Annotated in this window: 16 protein-coding genes and 2 pseudogenes; 17 read left to right on the forward strand and 1 reads right to left on the reverse strand. The window is 53.9% G+C overall.

The genetic code is table 11. From position 1 onward, the window contains the following. The 11 genes and pseudogenes from ACFO1S_RS17100 to ACFO1S_RS17150 all read left to right on the forward strand — a co-directional run. A pseudogene (locus ACFO1S_RS17100) lies at positions 1 to 215 on the forward strand (transposase); the annotation flags it as partial. Positions 216 to 362: 147 nt separating this feature from the next. Then, positions 363 to 530: pseudogene (locus ACFO1S_RS17105) on the forward strand (IS200/IS605 family transposase); the annotation flags it as partial. A gap of 577 nt (positions 531 to 1,107) precedes the next feature. Next, complete coding sequence (locus ACFO1S_RS17110) at positions 1,108 to 2,163, forward strand: response regulator transcription factor (RefSeq protein ID WP_378127203.1); 1,056 nt, start codon at positions 1,108 to 1,110, stop codon at positions 2,161 to 2,163. Positions 2,164 to 2,181: 18 nt separating this feature from the next. Beyond that, complete coding sequence (locus tag ACFO1S_RS17115; RefSeq protein WP_204606204.1) at positions 2,182 to 3,996, forward strand: sensor histidine kinase; 1,815 nt, start codon at positions 2,182 to 2,184, stop codon at positions 3,994 to 3,996. Beyond that, positions 3,968 to 5,026 (forward strand): response regulator, encoded by a 1,059-nt coding sequence (locus ACFO1S_RS17120; RefSeq protein ID WP_204606205.1) that lies wholly within the window; start codon positions 3,968 to 3,970, stop codon positions 5,024 to 5,026. The genes ACFO1S_RS17115 and ACFO1S_RS17120 overlap by 29 nt, the downstream gene beginning before the upstream one ends. A gap of 123 nt (positions 5,027 to 5,149) precedes the next feature. Continuing rightward, the gene (locus ACFO1S_RS17125) at positions 5,150 to 6,862 is read left to right on the forward strand and encodes an extracellular solute-binding protein (RefSeq protein ID WP_204606206.1); all 1,713 of its coding nucleotides are present in this window, start codon (positions 5,150 to 5,152) and stop codon (positions 6,860 to 6,862) included. Positions 6,863 to 6,942: 80 nt separating this feature from the next. Beyond that, positions 6,943 to 7,902 (forward strand): ABC transporter permease, encoded by a 960-nt coding sequence (locus ACFO1S_RS17130; protein WP_204606225.1) that lies wholly within the window; start codon positions 6,943 to 6,945, stop codon positions 7,900 to 7,902. 12 nt (positions 7,903 to 7,914) lie between these two features. Next, on the forward strand, positions 7,915 to 8,835 hold the full coding sequence (locus tag ACFO1S_RS17135) for a carbohydrate ABC transporter permease (protein ID WP_204606207.1): 921 nt from the start codon (positions 7,915 to 7,917) through the stop codon (positions 8,833 to 8,835). A gap of 560 nt (positions 8,836 to 9,395) precedes the next feature. Further along, positions 9,396 to 10,010: a DUF47 domain-containing protein gene (locus tag ACFO1S_RS17140; RefSeq protein WP_204606209.1), complete on the forward strand. Its 615-nt coding sequence runs from the start codon at positions 9,396 to 9,398 to the stop codon at positions 10,008 to 10,010. Between the two features lie 30 nt (positions 10,011 to 10,040). Next, the gene (locus ACFO1S_RS17145) at positions 10,041 to 11,042 is read left to right on the forward strand and encodes an inorganic phosphate transporter (RefSeq protein WP_204606210.1); all 1,002 of its coding nucleotides are present in this window, start codon (positions 10,041 to 10,043) and stop codon (positions 11,040 to 11,042) included. A 114-nt stretch (positions 11,043 to 11,156) separates the two neighbouring features. After that, positions 11,157 to 12,101: a DUF1861 family protein gene (locus ACFO1S_RS17150; protein WP_204606211.1), complete on the forward strand. Its 945-nt coding sequence runs from the start codon at positions 11,157 to 11,159 to the stop codon at positions 12,099 to 12,101. Positions 12,102 to 12,180: 79 nt separating this feature from the next. On the opposite strand, the gene ACFO1S_RS17155 is transcribed toward ACFO1S_RS17150, so the two are convergent. After that, positions 12,181 to 12,621, reverse strand: a complete 441-nt coding sequence (locus ACFO1S_RS17155; RefSeq protein ID WP_204606212.1) for a tyrosine protein kinase — start codon at positions 12,619 to 12,621, stop codon at positions 12,181 to 12,183. Between the two features lie 219 nt (positions 12,622 to 12,840). Between ACFO1S_RS17155 and ACFO1S_RS17160 the strand changes: the two genes are divergently transcribed. The 6 genes from ACFO1S_RS17160 to ACFO1S_RS17185 all read left to right on the forward strand — a co-directional run bounded on the left by ACFO1S_RS17160 (position 12,841) and on the right by ACFO1S_RS17185 (position 20,791). Next, positions 12,841 to 13,167, forward strand: a complete 327-nt coding sequence (locus ACFO1S_RS17160; protein ID WP_204606213.1) for a YerC/YecD family TrpR-related protein — start codon at positions 12,841 to 12,843, stop codon at positions 13,165 to 13,167. A 241-nt stretch (positions 13,168 to 13,408) separates the two neighbouring features. After that, positions 13,409 to 15,250, forward strand: a complete 1,842-nt coding sequence (locus tag ACFO1S_RS17165) for a sensor histidine kinase (protein WP_378127207.1) — start codon at positions 13,409 to 13,411, stop codon at positions 15,248 to 15,250. Next, entirely contained in the window at positions 15,222 to 16,826 is a 1,605-nt protein-coding gene (locus ACFO1S_RS17170; RefSeq protein ID WP_204606215.1) for a response regulator, read from the forward strand. The genes ACFO1S_RS17165 and ACFO1S_RS17170 overlap by 29 nt, the downstream gene beginning before the upstream one ends. A 263-nt stretch (positions 16,827 to 17,089) precedes the next feature. After that, complete coding sequence (locus ACFO1S_RS17175) at positions 17,090 to 18,076, forward strand: ABC transporter permease (protein ID WP_378127260.1); 987 nt, start codon at positions 17,090 to 17,092, stop codon at positions 18,074 to 18,076. Positions 18,077 to 18,156: 80 nt separating this feature from the next. After that, positions 18,157 to 19,089, forward strand: a complete 933-nt coding sequence (locus tag ACFO1S_RS17180) for a carbohydrate ABC transporter permease (protein ID WP_204606216.1) — start codon at positions 18,157 to 18,159, stop codon at positions 19,087 to 19,089. 100 nt (positions 19,090 to 19,189) lie between these two features. Further along, a complete protein-coding gene (locus tag ACFO1S_RS17185) occupies positions 19,190 to 20,791 on the forward strand; it encodes an ABC transporter substrate-binding protein (protein WP_204606217.1) in 1,602 nt (533 codons plus the stop codon). Positions 20,792 to 20,854 lie beyond the last annotated feature (63 nt).

Below are 20,854 nucleotides of genomic sequence, written 5' to 3' on the forward strand. Positions count from 1 at the left end.
AAACTTGCCGCAGCTATAGTTTCAGAAATCGGGGATGCCAAGCAGTTTGAGGATCCGAAGCAACTCGTAGCTTTTGCGGGGTTAGATCCTGGGGTCTTTACGACAAGAAAAGAGAAGAGGGCAAACCCTACAAGGTGACGGTGATTGCTTGCGCCAACAAGCTATTGCATCACATTTACGCCATCTTGAAAAAGAGTCAGCCCTACCACGTATAAACCATATTTAACCAACACCCTCCACTGCTATGGAGGTTATTTGGTGTGCAATGAGAATTATATCAACATAATGTTATCAAGCCAAGACACCAATGCTTGACAAACATTAGCTGGTTTTGTTGCAAGAAAACCCCCAGTTCTGAAATACGACAATTCTGGTGTAGAGGATATTTCGTGGATACGGTAGGTCGTAACAAGAAAGCGATCGCCGAATACATTCGGAATCAACTGACGGAGGACAAGAACTACGAACAACTCACGATGAAGGAATTGTTGGACCCGTTTATGGGAGAGTCGGTGAAAAAAGGCGGGTAAAGAGGCTCTTCTCAGGGGCTAGCCCGAGGCAAAACGCGGTTGGAAGATCTTCAATGCGCCTTATATGAGGCGCTTCCTTGTATCATGCCCTTATAGGGCTGATGGAAGCCACCGGCTAAGCCGGTAGTTATGACTTGACCCGAATCGGAGCATTAGATGTAAAAAGTGCAACTATGTCAATCAAAGTGTAAGTAGAGTGTCACACTAGTTGTAAGGGATACAACTAATGCTAGGGTATCACGCTTTGTTAGCGGAAAACCCTGAAATTAGCTGCAGTATCGCAACTAATCTCGCCAAACTGGAGAAATGCTTCAAATTAGTTGCACATTATGCAAGTAAACCAAAGCCGCCTTCGGGTCGCGCTCCTACAGTTTGCTCGATGGGTGTAAAACTATCCATTTCTCCGCAGACTGGCGGATGCCCATGCGTATCCTTCATTTTTGCAGCTGCGGAATGAGAAAGCCTCTTCCGGCATAGAGAAAAAAAGGGGGGTTGACCCTTTAGTTTATGAACTGCAATCTGAAAACGGATACATTACGCTATAATGAAGGTAGTTTTGCGGGAATGGAGGAACGATATGTATTCCGTCTTGCTGGTGGACGATGAGCCGCTTGTGCTGGAGGGGCTTCGTTTTATGGTGGATTGGCAGACACACGGCTTTCGCATATGCGGAGAGGCCTGCGACGGCGAGGACGCCCTTGCGCGCATTCGGGAGCTGAAGCCCGACCTCGTCGTTACGGATATCCGCATGCCGGTCATCGACGGCTTGCAGCTCATCGAACAATGTCATGAAGAGACGGGAGGGCGATGTCAATTCATCATTCTGAGCGGGCACGAGGATTTCGCCCTGGCGCGCCGGGCCCTGCACTATCAGGTGAGGAACTATTGGCTCAAGCCGATCGACGCGGACGAAATTCATGAAACGCTGCGGGAGCTCCGCAAGGAGTGGGAGCGCCCACGCGCTCATGCGGCGCCGATCGAGGCTCCTCTGTCGGTCGCTGCGGCGGGGGCGGACGCAAGGGAGTGCGAGGAGACGCTGCTTGCGGCGATCGAGGGCGCGTGTCCCGGCGATATTCGCGAAGCGGCCCGCAGACTGACGGCGCTGCTGGAGGAGAGGCTGGGGGAGGCGGATAACATTCGCGCCTACCTGTCCAATCTCATTCCGCTGCTCGCGGGCCGGGTCGCTGAGGTCGGCGCGTCAGCGGCAGGCGGGAGCCGAGTCCTGGAGGTCGGCGTTCCGTCCTCTACGGAGTCGCTGAGGCAGGCCTTCACGGCATTTTGCCTCGAAGAGGCCGAGAGGCTTCGAACAGAGCGCGCCAAAGCAGGCGCTGCCGGCGAAGCGGCAAGATATGTCCGGGAGCATTACTCCCGTCAGCTCAAGCTTCAGGATGTCGCGCGCGAGCTGCATTTTCAACCGGCCTATCTCGGCCAGCTATTCAAGAGGGAGTTCGGCGTCTCCTTCCTTGATTTCCTGCATCGAACCCGCGTGGAAGAAGCGCAGCGCTTGCTGCTTAGAACCGACTCCGCCATCTCGGACATTGCCCGCACCGTCGGTTACGCCGATCCCGAACGCTTCACGGCCAAGTTCAAACGCTTCGCCGGCTCCCTTCCTTCCCGATACAAAAAAAGCTGATCGCCCGGAGGGATCCGAATGCGCCAACCGAAGGCATGGCTAGGCTTCGTGAACGATATTCCGATTACCTGGAAATTCATTCTGATCTTCATCCTGTGCGTACTGATCCCGATTCTGACCATCAATGCGCTGTTTTTCCAGCAAATCTCCCAATATGCGCGCGCGCGGGAGGAGACGAACATTCGCATGACGCTCGACCGCGTCTCCAAAAAAGTCATGGACATCGTCCAAGGAGGCGTAGCCGTCAGCCACTCGATTGCCACGGATAGGTCGCTATACGAAGCGCTGGACTTCCATTATCCGGGGTTGGTCGACTTCTATGACACTTATGCCGGCTCGTTAAGGGACAAGATGAAGCCTTATCTGTCGGCCTATCCCTACATCGAAAATATCTCGATCTATACCGGGAACGCTTCAATCGCAAACGGCGGCAGCTATCTGATCCTGGACCAGACCGTGAAGGACGCGGAGTGGTTCCCGGAGCTTGTCCAGTCTCCCGGGGTGCGAGTGTTCGTTCATCTGGGAGCCGACCCCCTAAACGTCAAAAATCCGAAAGCGTACTTCAGCGTCTTCCGCAAGCTGAACGAATACCCCATCTACAATCGTTACGAGAAATACTTGAAGATTGATATTAAAGTCGCCAACATCGACGAAATCCTCAGACAAGAAAAGCCCTATCTGGAGTTGAGCATAAAGGACGGAGAGGGGCGCAGCGTATTTCCCTCGGCCAGCTTTCTGTCCGCTTCCAAGCCTGAGATTCCCCCCACCAAGACGGAAGAAAAACTCACCTACGCAAGCGAATTGGGAACGCCGTCATACCTGACAGGTTGGCGAGTAGTCGGAGCTGCGAACGCGAATCTTTTTCAAACGCAGCAGGCCGAATCGGAACGCTATATTTGGATGCTGGCGCTCATTAGCACGCTCGTACCCACCTCGTTAATCTTCATCATTCTGCGCTCCTACATCTATCGCGTGAAGAGACTGTCCCGCCACATGGACAAGGCCCAGAACGAGAAGTTCGTTCCGATCAATCTGCCCGAGGGCAAGGACGAGATCGGCGGACTGATTCGCAGCTTTAACCGAATGACCTTGACGATCGAATCGCTGATCAACGACGTCTACAAGCTGGAAATTCAGCAGAAGGACCTGCAGCTCGAGTATGTCCGGGCGGAGCTTAAGCTGCTCCAGAGCCAGGTCAATCCGCACTTTCTATTTAATACGCTGAATGCCCTGTTCGTCGTCAGCGCGAAGAAGGGGTATGACGAGGTCACCGACACGATCAAAAGCCTCTCCCAGCTTCTGAGAAGAATGCTGAGCTGGTCGGATGAGCCTGTCACAGTGGAGGAGGAGCTTCGCTTCACGGAAATGTACTTGAAGATCGAGAAATTCAGGTTTACCGAGAGGTTCGATTATCGCTTCGACACCGACGAGGCCAGCATTTCCTGTCTGGTTCCCAAGATGTGCATTCAGCCGCTTGTCGAGAACGCATGCAAGCACGGCTTGCAGTCCGTGAAGGGGAGAAGGTTCATCCGGATCGAGACGAGAAAAATAGGGCCCTATGTGACGGTGCTGGTCGAGGACAACGGAATCGGAATCGACGAAGCCAGGCTCAGCGAAATACGCGCACAGATGAACGAAGGGCTGGATGCCGACGAGAATGTCGGCCTTCGCAACGTGTATAAGCGCTTGAAGCTGCATTACGGGGAACGCGTTGATTTTGACATCGCGAGCGAGGCAGGCGAAGGGACGCGGATTGTATTCCGCATTCCCGCTATGCCGGCGAGTGGCGAGGAGGAAACCGACTATGTATACGGTGCTGCTGGTAGACGATGAGCCCCGGGCGATTGAAGGTCTGCAATGGTTCGTCGATTGGGAGAGGCTCGGCTTCCGCATATGCGGAATATGCGAGAACGGGAAGGAGGCTCTGGATTCGATAGGGAGGCTTGAACCGGACGTTGTCGTGACGGATATCCGCATGCCCGGCATGGATGGGCTGGACATGATCGGCCATTGCCGGAACGTTCACCGCAAGCCTCCGGAATTCGTGATCTTGAGCGGCTATAGCGAGTTTGCCTATGCCAAAAGAGCGCTAAGGCTCGGCGTTCGCCATTACTTGCTGAAGCCCGTGATGGAGGAAGAGGCCTCCGAGGTGTTGAGGCAGGTTCATGACGGGCTGAGAAGGCGAGCGGCGAACGGCGATTTCGATAACAAGGAGCGGGGCTCGGCAGCGCTGCCTGAGGAAGCGGCGCGCCGGATCTCGTCTATTCTGGAGGCGATTGAACGTTTGGAAGCGGCGATGGCCGAGGAGCGGATTCGCGCTTCGTTCGCCTGGCTGGAGCGCGAGGCTGCCGACGTTCAGGCACTGTTCGCGGCCCAGGCGGCCTTTCGAATTTCCCGTCTCGTTCAAGAGTTGGAAGGGGACATTCATTCGCTTGTGCAAAGTGACGGAACGCTGCCCGCTGCGGCAGGGGTAAGCCGACTGGCGCAGCAGGCGATCAAGGCAATCAGAGCTATCCGGGTAAAGCAGCCGGGGAACACGTTGTCCCGTGTGGACGAATTCATGCAGGCGCATTATCGGGAGCCCTTGACGATCAAAAGCCTTGCGGCGCAGTTCTATTTGAACCCGGTTTACTTGGGCAAAGCCTATCAGGACAAATACGGACAAGGCGCGCTGGACCGCATTCACGACTTACGAATCGAAGAGGCAATGAGGCTTCTGCGGGAGACAAATGAAAACATCGGAGACGTCGCGGAACGGGTCGGCTACGCGCATTATCATCATTTTTTGCGGCACTTCGAAAGACGGACGGGACTCAAGCCCGCCGAATACAGAGCGGAAGCCCGACGCAGCCGGGAATCGTAATTTTCAGGGGGAAGAGGCTTTAATCCATGAATTGTAAACGTATTCATAAATGAACTATTTTAGATACAAGGCTTTGCGAAAGCGCGCATCGCACTGTCCCAATACCGTCTAGGAGGATGTTCGATGGGGGTACAGGCAAGAAAGACAGCCAAGTGGATGTTCATGCTTATGGTGATAATCAGTCTCGTGGCAACCGGATGCGCCAAGGGGACCAACAGTGAAGGGAGCCCTCCCGCATCCAAGGATACGGGCTCAAGCCAGCCGAGCACATCGGAAGCTTCGGCTTCTCCCGCAGAGCCGTTCGACATTTCGGTTTTCCTGTCCGTTCCCAGTCCGATTCCGACAGAGAACAACCGAATCTACAAGATCATTAAGGAAAAACTCGGCGTGACGCTGAAGGAAGAGTATCTCGTAGGAGAATTGGAGCAGAAGCTGGGGGTTATGATCGCCGGTGGAGACTATCCGGATGTCATTTCGGCCAACGTTAAGCTGACCAACGCGAAAGCCGTGATCCCGCTTGAGGATCTGATTCAGGAGCATGCTCCGAATCTCAAGAAGCATTACGAGAAAGTCTGGAACCAATTGAAGGATCCGGATGACGGGCATATTTACTGGCTACCGAACTATGGGGTCTATCAAGGGGATTTCCAGTCGACGCAGCATTACGGTCCGGCCTTCTTCATCCAGAAGGCGGTACTGCAGGAGTATGGATATCCGAAAATCAAAACGCTGGATGAATACTTCAAGCTGATCGAGGATTACAAAACGAAATATCCGGAGATTGACGGACAACCCACGATCGGCTTTACCTCGCTGGCCTTCGATTGGCGGGACTGGGGTCTGAGAAACGCTCCTCAGCATCTGGCCGGCCATCCGAACGACGGCGGCGTCCTGGTTGATCCGGTGACGAACGTAGCTACGCTCTATGAAGGCACCGATGTCGCAAAACCGTATTACAAGAAGCTGAACGATATGAATGTCAAGGGTCTGATCGACAGGGAGTCCTTCGCTCAGAACTTCGACCAGTATTTGGCCAAAATCTCCAGCGGACGCGTGCTGGGCATGTTCGATCAGCGCTGGAATTTCCAGCAGGGAGAGGAATCCCTTATTTCCCAAAACAAGCCGGAGCGTGCTTATGTCGGCATTCCGCTTGTGTATGATGCCTCGACAAAAGACTATTACGTGGATCGTCCGCCGATCAACCTGCTCAACGGATTTGGGATTACGGTTAATGCGGAGGATCCGGTTAAAATTATTAAGTTCTTCGATACGATGATCACTGAGGAGTGGCAGAAGCTGCTCTCATGGGGCGAGGAAGGCATTGACTACCATGTCGGCGACAACGGTTTGTTCTATCGGACGCCGGAGCAGCGCAAGCAGCAAGAGGACGTCACCTGGAAGCAAGCGAACAAGGCGGAAGCGCTGTACGGCCAACTGTTCAAGCTGGAGGGGAAATATCCGGACGGCAACGCCGAAGGCGCGGGCAATCAGCCGGACGAATTCTTCGCTAATCTCAAGCCGATTGATCAAGAGCTGCTGAACGCATACGGCTATAAGCTCTGGACCGATTTCTTCTCGGTGCCGTCGGAGAGCCGGATCTCTTATCCGGCCTGGAACATCGATCTTATCGAGGGCTCGCCGGCCAAGATCGCCAATCAGAAGTTGAAGGACTTGGCGTTCAAGTATTTGCCAAAAGCGATTCTGTCCAGCCCCGACGATTTCGAGAAGGTCTGGAGCGAGTATGGGGCTCAGATCGGCAAGGTGGACACGAAGTCCTATCTGGATCGGGTTAATTCGCAATTGCAATGGCGTCAGGATAATTGGTCAAGTAAATGACAGTGAGGGGGGAAGGCGGACGAGAGCCCGGCCTTCCTCCTCTCGCGAACGGATAGGAGGAGGTACCGTTGCCCGAGGCTATGCTTAAGCAAGAACCCGCAGCGAAGACGGGAAGGCGGACCGAGTCGCCTTGGAGGCGCATGATTCGTCAGCGCCAGTTGATCTTCATGTCGTTCCCGATGCTCATCTACGTGATTATTTTCGCCTATGTGCCGATTTGGGGCTGGGTGATGGCCTTTCAGCAATATCAACCGAGGAAGGGCGTATCGATCTTCGATCAGAAGTGGGTCGGATTCGATCAGTTCCGCTTCCTCTTCGCAGACGATGCTTTCCTGAGGGTGCTTCGCAACACACTGGCAATGAGTTTGATATCCATGATTCTCAGCTTTGTCACGGCGATCGGATTTGCTATTCTGCTCAACGAGATTCGCAAATCCGGGATTAAGAGGATCATTCAGAGCATCTCTTATCTGCCACACTTTCTTTCCTGGGTTATCGTAACGGGCATCGTGGCCCAATCCCTGTCCACCGAGGACGGAATCGTGAACGTTGTATTAATGAAGCTGCACTTTATCGATCAGCCGATTCTCTGGCTGGGAGAAGGGAAGTATTTTTGGGGCATCGTCGGCGCATCCAACGTCTGGAAGGAGGTCGGGTGGAATGCGATAATTTATCTAGCCGCTATCACTTCCATCGATCCTTCGCTCTACGAAGCTGCAGAGGTGGATGGCGCTAGCCGTTATCGGAAAATGCTGTACATTACGCTTCCGGGCATTAGATCTGTCATCATTATTCTGCTCATCCTTAACATTGGCTGGATCCTGAACGGAGGCGGCTTCGAGGTGCAATACTTTCTGGGCAACGGACAGGTTCTGGATTGGTCGGAAACCATTGATATTTTCGTTCTGAAATACGGCTTGAAGATCGGCAACTACTCGCTGGGTGTCGCCGCGGGCATCTTCAAGACGGTAGTCAGTATCTTTCTGCTCGTAATGGCCAATTCCATCGCCAAGCGCCTTGGCGAAGAAAGATTGATTTAGGGAGGGCTCCGCATGAATGCAAGAATAAACAAATACAGAGCGGAGCCGGTGATTTTTCATACGCTAAACGGTTTACTGATGCTGGCTATCGTTGTTGTAACCTTATATCCGTTTTTGAATACGCTTGCGGTATCGTTTAACGCCGGGGTCGATACGACCCGAGGCGGGATCTACCTGTGGCCGAGAGAATGGACCATGAAAAATTACGAGGCAGTGTTCATAACCGGCAAAGTGCTGCACGCATTCTGGATTTCCGTTGCGCGTACGGTCGTCGGCACGTTGCTGGGCGTGCTGCTAACCGCGATGCTTGCCTACGCTGTCAGCCGTAAGGATTACATGTTCCGTAAAATCATCACCATCCTCGTCGTCATGACGATGTATTTCCACGCAGGCTTGATTCCCTCCTATTTTCTGGTGAAGGATCTGGATTTGCTTAACACCTTCCTTGTGTATATCCTGTTCCCGGGAGGCGCGGCCGGGCTTATCAGCGCCTTCAACATGCTGGTCATTCGCACCTATATCGGCACGCTCCCGGAAAGCCTGGTCGAATCGGCGAAGATGGACGGAGCCGGAGACTTCAGGGTATTCGCAAGCGTCATCCTGCCGCTGTGCGCGCCTGTGCTGGCGACGATTTCTCTGTTTATAGCGGTAGGGCAATGGAATACGTGGTTCGATACATTTCTCTATGCCTCGTCCAAGCAGGATCTGAGCACGCTGCAATACGAGCTGATCAAGCTGATGTCTTCCACTACGCAATCCAACGCGAATCCGAATCTGACCTCGACAGCGGCGAAGGATACGGCGTCCATGATTACGCCGGTATCCATCCGCGCGGCAATTACCATTGTCGCTTCGGTGCCGATTCTCGTTGTTTATCCGTTCCTTCAGCGACATTTCGTCGCAGGTTTGCACCTGGGCAGCGTGAAGGAATAGGGTGGTCCGGAGAATACGCGGCTCTAGAATTAACGAGCTGTCCTGTAAGCTAGGGGCAGCTCGTTGTTTTGCTCGTATCCTCGCAAACGAACCGTCTTTGTACAGCTTCCTGCTCGTCCATATCCCCAATATTCGCAATTAAGGCGTTCCCCTCCTCCGCATCCGCCGCTATGCCATTCTTATCTGCCCCCAATCCTGCAATCCCTCCGCCGTTTAGCCCATCCTTCGCCTGACGTACTGCCTCATCGCTGCCATTCAGCAAGGTTTAAGCAAACCGACGGCAACGCCCGAGGCGGCCGGCGCATAAAGCGACTTCAAGCGGCGGGGGCCGCGCCGTTATGCGCAGAACCTGTCGGATAAACGAAAAAAATATTATGAACAGAATCGGAGTAGGGGCGCGAATTATAGGTCAAACTTAAAAAAAGTGTCACATGTGTCGAAAGGGGGCTATACCCAGCCTGTCAACGCTGTGATAAAATAAATAAGTTAACGCATCGTAAAATCTACATCAACGCGATGTAAACTTGAGCAGCTACATACATGGGAAAGAAGGGTTATCCGTGTTTCGGAAAAAGGATATTTTCTTTAAGACGCTGGAGGAAATGGCGGACATTATCGTTGAAACTGTCGATGAGTTCGCAACGGCCGTCAATGCTGATCTGCCTGACGTAACTGCGTTCGCCAGAGTGATGAAGGAGTTCGAGCACAAGGGAGACAAGTGCACCCATATCATTCTGACCGAGCTCAACAAAACCTTCATTACGCCAATCGAGCGGGAAGATATTATGGAGCTGATCAAGAAGCTCGATGATGTGCTCGACGGCATTGAAGCCTGCGCATCGCGGTTCGAGATGTATCAGATTATCAAAGCCGATCCTTTCATTCGGCAATTCGGGGATTGCCTGCGGAGAAGCTCTCTGGAAATCAAGTCGGCGATCTATCTGCTCAGTCAGAAAAAGCTGCTGGCCATTCAGCCGCACTGCGTAAACCTGAACGAGCTGGAGAACGAAGGCGACGACCTGATGCGTCAAGGCATCAAGCATCTGTTCCAGAACGTCACCGATCCGATCGAGCTGATTAAGCATAAAGAAATTTATGAACGGCTGGAAGAGACGACCGATTCATGCGAGGATGTTGCCAATACGCTGCAATCCATCATCATGCGCAATTCTTGATCGGCGCGAACGGGGACGGAAACGAATACAATGGATTATACAATGTGGCTAGTTGTCGTTATTGTTGTACTTGCCCTCGGATTTGACTTTATCAATGGCTTCCACGATACGGCCAACGCGATCGCGACGTCCGTATCGACAAGGGCGCTGACGCCCAGACGCGCCATTCTTTTGGCGTCCGTCATGAACTTGCTGGGGGCCTTGATGTTTACGGGGGTCGCGAAGACGATAGGCGGAAAGATCACCGATCCGTTCAAGCTGGAGCATGGACTGACGGTCGTCATAGCAACGCTTGTCGCGGCGATCGCCTGGAACCTCATTACCTGGTGGTTCGGCATTCCCTCCTCCTCCTCGCACGCGCTCATCGGCGCTCTTGCCGGAGCGGCCGTTGCATCTGAAGGCTGGGCGGGTATAAATTACTCAGGGTTCTCCTCTATTATGACGGGCTTGCTGTTGTCGCCGTTGATCGCCTTTGCTCTCGGGTTTTGTATTATGTTCCTGCTTAAGCATATCTTCGCCAATTCCAGTCCGCATCACGTGAACAAGGTTTTCCGCGGCGGGCAAGTGCTTACGGCCGCCTTCCAGGCGTTCACGCACGGGACGAACGATGCACAGAAGGCGATGGGCATAATCACGCTGGCGCTTGTGGCGGCGGAAATTCAGACGGATCTCGATATCCCTCTCTGGGTTAAGCTGTCGGCCGCCTTCTCGATGGCGCTCGGAACTTCGCTCGGAGGCTGGAAGATCATCAAGACGATGGGAACGAAAATCTTCAAGATCGGTCCGATCAACGGGTTCTCGGCGGACCTTGCTTCCGCATCCGTCATTCTTGGCGCTACGTTGACGCACTTCCCGGTCAGTACGACTCATGCGATCACGTCCTCCATTCTTGGCGTCGGCTCCGCCAAAAAATTTTCCAGCGTGAAGTGGAGCATGGCCGGACGCATTGTGGTGACCTGGGTCATCACGATTCCTATCGTCTCCGTGCTGGCGGCGATCGTCTATTATTTCCTGAGTTTATTCCTGCACTGATTCCGGGATGCGCCCAGATCAAAAATAGGCGTGGGATGACCCAAACCTGAACGCCCGAGATTGCTACAATAGAGTAAGGACGCTGCCATCTCAGTTTAGTCTGGAGGAATTCCCATGCTAGCATACACAGAACAGGCACAATCTTGCTTGGAGCTGCTCAAGGAATACATGGAGACTGAGCCGAGCGCGATAGGGGAGAGGCTTGTCTTCTCCGGCGTCGGCGATCGAGACGTCTACAACATCAGCGCTCCGTTCCTCGATCAGGGCGAGAAGGTCATCGCGGGGCGGGTCGAGGATCGCGACAAGGAGTCCTCGGAAGTGATGTTCTTCGTGGAGCGGCAAGGCGTGTGGCTGCCGAGGAACGGAGCTCCGGTATTCGCGCTGCAGGACCCGTTCTTCACCTTCATCGGTCAAGAGCTTGTTTTCGGCGGAGTCGAGGTGTACTTCGATGCGGACGATCCGCATTATGTCACTTCCTGGCGCACCATATTCTACAGAGGATACTCGATCGACGATCTGGAGCCGTTCGCGCAAGGACCGCTGACGATGAAGGATATTCGCCTGGTGGAGCGGCATAACGGACGCATCGGCGTATTTACCCGTCCCATGATGGTGGAAGGGGCGCGCGCGCTTATCGGGTATGCCGAGATTGCTTCCCTTGAGGAATTGACGGAGGAGGCGATCTCCGGCGCTCGCCTGCTGCGTCATCAGTTTCTGCCGGAGGAGTGGGGCGGGGCGAACGAAACGCACCTGCTGTCCAACGGATTGATCGGCGTGCTCGGCCATATCGCCTGGATGGAAGACAGCAATATCCGGCATTATTATCCAATGGTGTTCGCTTATCATCCGGAGGAGCACAGGTATTCGCCCATACAGCTCATCGCGACGCGCAGCATGTTCCCTGACGGCCCGGCCAAGAGAACGGACCTGCAGGACGTGATCTTCAGCGGAGGGCTGGTCCGACATTCGGACGGGACGGCTTCGCTGTATACGGGAGTCAGCGATGCGGAAGCGCATAGAATCGTGATCCCGGACCCTTTTCTAACCTACGAGAAATGAGAAAATAGAGGCTGACGCTGGCGATTAACGGCCAACGTCAGCCTCTTTCGAATGGGATTGATAAGGCTGGTCCGGCCGGCTATCGCCGCTTCGCCGGGCGCCTGCTGCGCGCCTTGCCGCCGCCCGACCGCTTGGTCCGGCGCTTGCGGACGACGCCTTTGGAAGCGTTGGCCGCGGCTGCTTTACTGGCCTTGCTTCCCATAAACAGCTTGATCATGGGAGCCATCTGCTGCATCGTGGACATGAACTTCTGAACCTTACCCATTGTAGACAGAACGCCCTCGATGCCTCCCATTCGGTCGACGATATTTTTCAGATCGCTCAAATTGGAGATGTTGAAGGGGAGGGAGCTTTTGGCCGTGCTGACAGCTGTGCTTACGGCCGTGGCCTGCACGGGGACAGCAGCAGCCTGATCTATAACGGCGGGAGGGCCCGAGATTGTGCCACCGATGCCGGGAAATTCATTCTGCCCCGTACTGGGGGTCCAACTGTGCAGAGAGGGAGAAAACGGATCGTTCATGGCCTCACACCCTTTCTTCATGGTAGGTTATGCCGGGCCGGAGCCTTTGGCATGGACGCATGCCCGGAGGGGGAGACATTTTAATCCTGTAATGCGTGAATACGGTGATGCTTGAACTATCGGCAGGTACACAGTACAATAAAGCCAAAGGGAAACGGAGTGCCGCTTCCGGCATTCGGTGATTTCCCCCGTCTCCAGAGCGAGAAAGGATGCGAGCGCATGCAACTGAAGAAGCTGAACGATAAATCGATAGATCAACTGTTCGAAGCGGTGCTAACCTTGAAGAGCGTGGAGGAGTGCTACGTCTTCTTCGACGACTTGTGCACGGTCAACGAGATTCAATCCCTGTCTCAGCGGCTTGAGGTCGCGCGTATGCTGGGCAAGGGGAATACATATAACCAGATTGAAACGGAGACTGGCGCGAGCACGGCGACGATCTCCCGCGTGAAGCGTTGTCTCAACTACGGCAATGACGGCTACAAGCTCACGCTGGCGCGGCTGGGGCGCTTCGGCGCGGGAGACGGCGCGGCTGAAGGCACTTCGTAAGGGTTTCGGCTTGTTACATAGGTTCTTTCGACCGCCAAGGCAGCTTGGCGGTTTTTTGCCATATCAGAAAGATAGAATTTGGCCTTCTTATCCCATCTGATAGCGCCATACACAACGTTTACCGCCGTTCCCAAGGACGGCGAAGCCGTTTTTACTTGCGTAAGCGGCAAAGATTTTATTGCTGGAACTGGAAATCGTGGGTTATGCTGACCTTATAGATCAGGTTCGGGGAGTTGTCGTCATGAGGTTCTGGCAGTCCGTGAGGTTCAAGATCGTGTTCGGTTTTTTTCTAATCATCCTGCCAATGGTTGCTTTCATTATATACAACAATCTGTATGCGATGAAGATTGTCCGCCAGCAGATTTCCTCGAATTACAGCAAGCTGCTGACGATGAACGTGCGCGAGAATGACAAGATGCTGCTGGAATTTCTCTATTATTTAATTCGCTTGAAGCAGACCGATCCCGATATCGCCTTGATTCAGAAGCTGCCCATCGATGACAGCGACTACACGTTCGCAAAGATCAGGCTGAGGAACAGCTTCATCGGGAATTCGGGCGGCATGAACTATAACATTGATTCCGTCTTTATCTATCCGCGCAAGGAGGGAGAGGTGTTCCTCTCGACCCAATACAGCGGCGATTCGGCTGAGAAGCAGCAAAAGCTGAAGGAGTGGGCCCAGCAGCGTCTGAGCGGAAGCCTGATCGACAGCTCGACGGCGTGGGAGCCGATGCAGGTGAGCGACCGGCACTATTTGCTCAAATCGATCGACATGGGCTTCAACGTCTATGCCGGGATCCTCGTTAATACGCAGGGGCTGATGAGGGGGCTGGAAGGCTTCGATGTCGGACCGAACGGGAAATCCTTCCTGATGAATTCGCGCAACGAGATCATCTCCAGTCCGGGCTTCCAGCCGCTGGAGGACGAGCCGTTCCGCAATGCCATCGGGAAGCTTCAGAATACATACGGCTCCGTCAAGCATGGCGGCGAATCGTATCTGGTGCTCTCGCAATCTTCGATGTATGCGGATTTGCGCTACGTGATCGTCATGCCGGAAACCTACATTTTGCAGAATCTGCCCTTTTTCCAGGTGATGCTGTTCGTGTGGATTCCTCTAGCGGTTGCGGTGCTGCTGTCGTTCTACTTGCTGCTGCTGCAGAGAGTTATGTTCAAGCCGCTGGTCGAGCTGATCCGGGGGATGCGCAAAATCGGCCAAGGCCGCCTGGATGTTCGCTTGCCGGACAAGCAAAGCAGCGAATTCGCGTTTATGTCGGGAACGTTCAACCAGATGGCCGGACAAATCGAGCAGCTTAAAATCGGGATTTACGAGGAGCAGCTCAGGGTTCAACGGGCGGAATACAAGCATCTGCAAATTCAGATCAATCCCCATTTCTACATGAATTGTCTCAATATCATCTACAATCTGGCGGCGCTGAAGGACTTCAAGTCGGTGCAGAAGCTGAGCTTGCATCTGGCGGATTACTTCCGTTTTCTGATGCATAGCCATCGCTCGGTTGTGCGGCTGGAGGATGAGATCGGCCATATTCGCAACTATCTGGAAATTCACAAGCTGAGGTTTGTAACGAAGATGGACTATGAGATCCAGGTGCTGCCCGAGCATCTCTCCTGGGAGGTGTCGCCGCTGATGATCCAGCCGTTCGTCGAGAATGCCGTTATTCACGGCTACAACGGGCGGGAGCAGGACGACTCGCAATTCCGGATCGGGATATATTCGGAAGCCGACCCGGAGGAGCCGGACAGCTACATCAGAATCAGGGTGCAGGACAACGGGCCGGGATTCCCGGCGGACAAGCTGCGGGATCTGACGAGCGGCGATTATTTGTCGGGGACGGGAGAACAGCATCTGGGCATATGGAATATCCTGCGCCGGTTCAAGATGCTCTACGGCGAGAACGGCGAGATTTCCTTCCGCAACGCACCGGAGGGCGGGGCTGTCGTCGAGGTTCGGCTCCCGCTGCGTCTGTACGGCAATTTCGAAGTCGAGAACGGAGAGCCATCGGAAGCTCTAACATCCTTGAAGGAGGGCGCCCCCCATGCTGACGATGCTGGTCGTGGACGATGAAATCTATGCTCTGAAAGGAATCACCCAGGGAATCGACTGGAGCGATCTGCCGATCGAAACGATACTCGAAGCGGAGAACGTGGATCAGGCCAGCCGATTGCTGACGAAGCATCGCGTGGATATTGTGATCTCGGATATCGAGATGCCCAGAGCGAACGGCATCGACCTGCTCAAGCAAATCCGCGAAATCTCGCCAGACACGCTGACGATCTTCCTCACCGGTCATGCCCGGTTCGAGTACGCCCAGGAGGCGGTGCATTACGGCTGCTTCGATTACGTGCTGAAGCCGATCGACCATGACGTGCTCAAGGAAATCGTCCGGCGGGCGGCGGAGGAGGTGGAGCGGCGCAATGAGCAGCATCAGTTCGAACGGTCGCTTGAGGAGTACCGGATGCAATGGAGCAGCCAATTGCCGATTCTGGCGGAGCGCCTGTGGCAGGAGGTGCTCGGCGGCAAGGCGGCGATCGTGCCGCAGCGGCTGACGAAGGAGTTCGAGCTGTACGACATTCCGTTGACGGCGGAGGATTCGGCTCTGGCCGTGCTGATCAGCGTCGAGCAATGGGAGGTCGAGCTGGACGAACGCGATGAACGGATTATGGAGTACGCTGTGCGCAAGGCGGCTGCGGAAGTGATTCTTGGCTCCGAGGCGGGAGCGATCGTGCAGGATCGCAACGGGCTTAATCTCGCTTTGCTGTACGGCAAGAACGTGGATCGCGAAGGGCTGAAGACGCGATGCAGGCAATACGTCAACGCGTGCAGGGACTATTTTCATTGCCGGGTGTCTTGTTATGTCGGCGTTCCGGCGCCGATCCTGGAGCTCTCGGAGGCGCTGGATCGGCTGACGCAGCTGGAGCGCTCCAACATCTCAAGCCCGCAGTCCGTTCTGGACAGCACGTCGGTGGAGGAGTCGGCCGGCGCTGCGAGCGGCGCTGTGCAGCTTCCCTTCGCCGAGTGGGCAATTACGCTTGAGAACGGTCAGGTGGATGCGCTCATTGGACAGATTGAGGAGACGATGAACAGGCTGCAGGAGGAGCCGGCGGGAAGGGAAGCGCTGGACTTGTTCTACTACGGCTTCGTGCACCTGCTCATTCAGGCGGCAAGCCGCAAGGGCCAATCGGTCTACGACCTCGTATCGGGACAGGAGATCGAGGAGGGCAGGATGCTGCGCACCCCGACGCTCATGCAGGGCTGGGCGGCGAAGCTGCTGAACAAGGCGGCTCCCGCGCTGACGGATCGGCAGCGGGATACTTCCGCCGTTATTGCCCGGATTCAGGCTTATATTCAAGACAATCTGGACAAGGAGCTGAGCCGCGACGATATCGCCGGCTCGGTGTATCGCAATCCCGCGTATCTGTCGAGGCTGTTCCGCAAGGAGACGGGGCTGTCGCTGTCCGACTATATCGTTCAGGCGAAGATCGAGAAGGTAAAGAAGCAGCTGAAAGAAACGAACGACAAGATCAGCAATATCGCGGAAAGCCTCGGCTATGTCCATTTTTCCTATTTTGCCAAGCTATTTAAGAAAATGACCGGGCTTACGCCCCAGGAGTACCGCAAAAAGCATCAATCCATGCCGTAAATGAGAAGGGGGAGCGGTTGCGAATACCGCTCCTTTGTCATTGCCATATCAGACAGTATAAAATTCAGATATCCTTATTCCCATCTGATAGCTCGAGACAAAACGTCTGCCGCCGTACCTAGGGATGGCGAAGCCGTTTTTACTTGGCAGATCCCGCTCAAGTCACAATAGTGCTATGTAGGTCATCCCAGTAGATAGATAGAATCGGGGAAAAACTTGTAAAATGACCATACAAACAGTATCCGACAAGATAAAGGATCGTGATGGAGATGGAACAAGCGGCTCAAACCGCAGGGGTGAACAAGCCGCGCAAGACGCAGCGGTTGAACCAGAGTTACTGGAAAAAATACGGCGTTTTCTATATTATGATGGCGCCTGCGATCATCGTGTTGATTATCAACAACTACATCCCGATGCTGGGATCGGCGATCGCCTTCAAGAACATTACGTATCAATCGCCCAGCTTCTTCGAGAATTTCATGAACGGGGCATGGGTCGGCTGGAAAAACTTCGAGTTCTTGTTTAACACAAGCGATGCCTGGAGAATTACGCGCAACACGATTTTGTACAATGCCGTATTTATTTTCCTGAATCTCGTCATCGGGGTGGGCATCGCGCTCCTGTTCAATATGATGAGAAGCCGGCGTCTGGCCAAGTTTCATCAGACGGTTATGTTCCTGCCGTTCTTCCTATCGTGGGTTATCGTCAGCTACCTCGTCTACGCCTTCTTGAACCCGCAGCTCGGGATCATGAACAATTACGTGCTGAGCTGGTTCGGCGCAGAAGAGGTCGAATGGTATTCCGATCCGAAGTGGTGGCCGGTCATCCTGCCTATCCTGAACGTCTGGAAGGGCATCGGCTATTACGCGGTGCTGTACCTGGCGGCTATCATCGGCATCGACAAGGAGTACTACGAAGCCGCTACCATCGACGGCGCAAGCAAGTCGAGACAGATCTGGAGCATTACGATTCCGCTCATTCGTCCGGTTATTATCGTCCTGACGATGCTGCAGATCGGAAAGATCTTCAACGCCGACTTCGGGATGTTCTTCAATGCTACCCGGAATGCGGGCGCGCTATATGATACAACGCTGGTTATCGATACTTACGTGTACCAAGGCTTCCTCGTGACGGGCGATATCGGACTTTCCTCCGCTGCCGGATTCTATCAGGCGGTTGTCGGATTCTTGCTAGTGTTCGGATCTAACTTGATCGTTCGCCGCATCAGCAAGGAAGATGCCTTGTTCTAGTCGCTTAGGCGACAGAGAGGCGCTTCCCGGGCGGAATACATGATCGTCTTGATCCGAAATTCGAAGGAGGATAACCATCCATGTCTGCAATCACGCTGAAAAAAAAGAAAAACTTCGATCCGACGCAAATATCCGCCGGCTCGAATGTCATAATCAATATCTTCTTCTGGTTCTATACCGCGATTTGCGTGCTGCCGCTGCTCCTGATCGTCGGCGTGTCGTTCTCGGACGAAAGACAGGTTCTGATTAACGGCTACAAGCTCTTTCCCGAGAAGTTCAGTCTGGCGGCTTACGACTTCCTGCTAAAGGACTGGAAGGAAGTCTTTCAATCCTATGGCGTCTCGCTGTTCGTTACGATTATCGGCACCGTCGTAGCGCTTACGATTATGGCGCTCTATGCGTACCCGATCTCCAGAAGGGACTTCAAGCACCGCAACTTCTTCTCGTTCTTCATGTTCTTTACGATCTTGTTCAGCGGCGGTCTCGTTCCCTTCTACATTATGTATTCGCAAATTCTCGATCTTCGGAACACGATGTTCGTTCTGATGATGCCGATGTTCGTACAAGGCTTTTTCGTACTCGTCATCCGCACCTTCTTCTCGAACTCGATTCCGACGGAGCTGCTGGAGTCGGCGAAGATCGACGGCGCCGGCGAGTTCAGAACCTTCTTCTCCATGGTGCTTCCGCTTTCGTTGCCGGTGCTCGCTTCCGTCGGGCTTCTGTGTACGCTGGGTTATTGGAACGATTGGTTCCTCAGCCTCTTGTTCATCACCGACAATGAAACGATAAGCATTCAGTTCCGAATGTACGAGGCGCTGCTGGATATCCAGTACTTGAGCGCGAACTCAACGGCCTACTCCGCTATTCTGCAGGCCAATCCCAACTTCTCGATGCCAAGCGAGACGGCCAGAATGGCCATGGCGATCGTCGGCGTGGGACCGATCATATTCGCGTATCCGTTCTTCCAACGCTTCTTCATTCAAGGTCTTACGGTCGGCGCGGTCAAAGGCTAAGCCAGCCGTTCTCCGAAATGGCAAGACACAAGCATGGCTTCTACCGGTTACCGGCCGGTTGAGCATAAACATTTTGTCAAAGAAAAGGGAGGCAATACCCATGCTCAGAAAGAGCAAAACTGGAAAGATGTATTTCTCTTTGTTAGCTGTCGTCTTGATGCTGTCCGTCGTATTGGCGGGCTGCGGAGGCAATGACAACAAAAAAGCGGATCCGTCTCCATCGGCTTCCGCATCCCCTTCCGCTTCTGCGGAAAGCTCGCCGTCTGCATCTGCCGAGCCGTCCCAAAGCGCTGCCGCAGATCTTCCGGAAGTGACGCTGTCGATCACTTTCCCGGGTACTGCGCCTAAGGACGAACAGAAGATAGAAGAAGCGGTTAACGCTTACCTGAAAGACAAAATCAACGCCAAAATCGATATCAACATGATCGATTGGGGACAATGGGACAATAAAATCAACCTGGCTATCGCTGGCCGCGAAAAGATGGACATTCTGTTCACGGCTGCATGGAACGGTCACTCCAACAACGTTGCGAAGCAAGCATTCCTTGCGATCAACGATCCGAAAGGTCCGAAGGGCAACCTGCTTGAGCAGTACGGCAAAGGCATCCTTGAGACTCTGCCCCCAGCTTATCTGGAAGGCGCCAAAATCGGCCAATTCAACTATGGCGTTCCGGCGAACAAAGAGCTGGCAGAGCAAGGCGGCGTAATCTACCGCACTGACATTGCTGATGAGCTCGGCTTGACGGCTCAGCTTGACGCAGTAAAAACGATTGCCGATCTGGAGCCGATTCTGGCTGTAGTAAAAGAGAAAAAGCCTGAACTGATTCCTCTGTACATGAAAGACGGAGAAAACTTCAACGCTCACTACTTTGCAAAATACGACCACCTGGGCGACGGTTCGATCGAGGGCGTCATTATGAAAACCGGTTCCGAAACAACGGTTAAGCCTCGTTACGACTTCCCGATCTACAAAGAAACGCTGAACATTACTCGCGATTTCTTCAAGAAGGGCTACATCAACCGCGATGCGGCAACTGCACAATTGTCGCCGCAAGACGCTTTCAAAGCGGGCAATGTGTTCATGGGCGTATTCCCTCTGAAGCCAGGCAAAGACGCAGAGGTTGCAAACGCTGCCGGTCTGCAAGGCAAGCTTAAGCAAATTCCGATGACGGATCGTACGACTTCCACTGGCGAAACTGCCGGCTCCATGCTGGGAATCACGACGACTTCCCCGAATCCGGAGCGCGCAATGATGTTCATCAACCTGCTGCACACGGACAAAGAGCTGAACAACCTCATGAACTTCGGTATCGAGGGAGATCACTACACGCGCAGCGGAGACATCATCACTCCGACTGCCGGAACGCCTAACTACGCGATCGGCGCAGCTTGGATGCTGGGCAACCAGTTCCTGAACTATGTATGGAACAACGAAGCACCGGACAAATGGGAGCAGTTCAAAGCGTTCAACGAAGGCGCGATCAACTCCAAGGCACTGGGCTTCACGTTCAACGCCGAGTCCGTTAAGACTCAAGTCGCTACAATGAGCAACATCCGCAAGGAGTTCGATCCAGGTCTGGATACAGGCTCTGTCGATCCTGCGAAGGCAGACGATCTGCTCAAGAAGCTGAAGGCGAACGGCCTTGACGATGTTATTGCTGAGAAGCAAAAACAATTGGACGCTTTCTTGGCTACTAAATAAGAAGAGGATTTAGGTCAAGCCGCCCGGCATCCTGCCGGGCGGTTTTTCTTGCACATAATGTTA

The sequence above is a fragment of the Cohnella boryungensis genome (assembly GCF_042651945.1).
In the GTDB taxonomy this organism is placed as follows: domain Bacteria; phylum Bacillota; class Bacilli; order Paenibacillales; family Paenibacillaceae; genus Cohnella; species Cohnella boryungensis.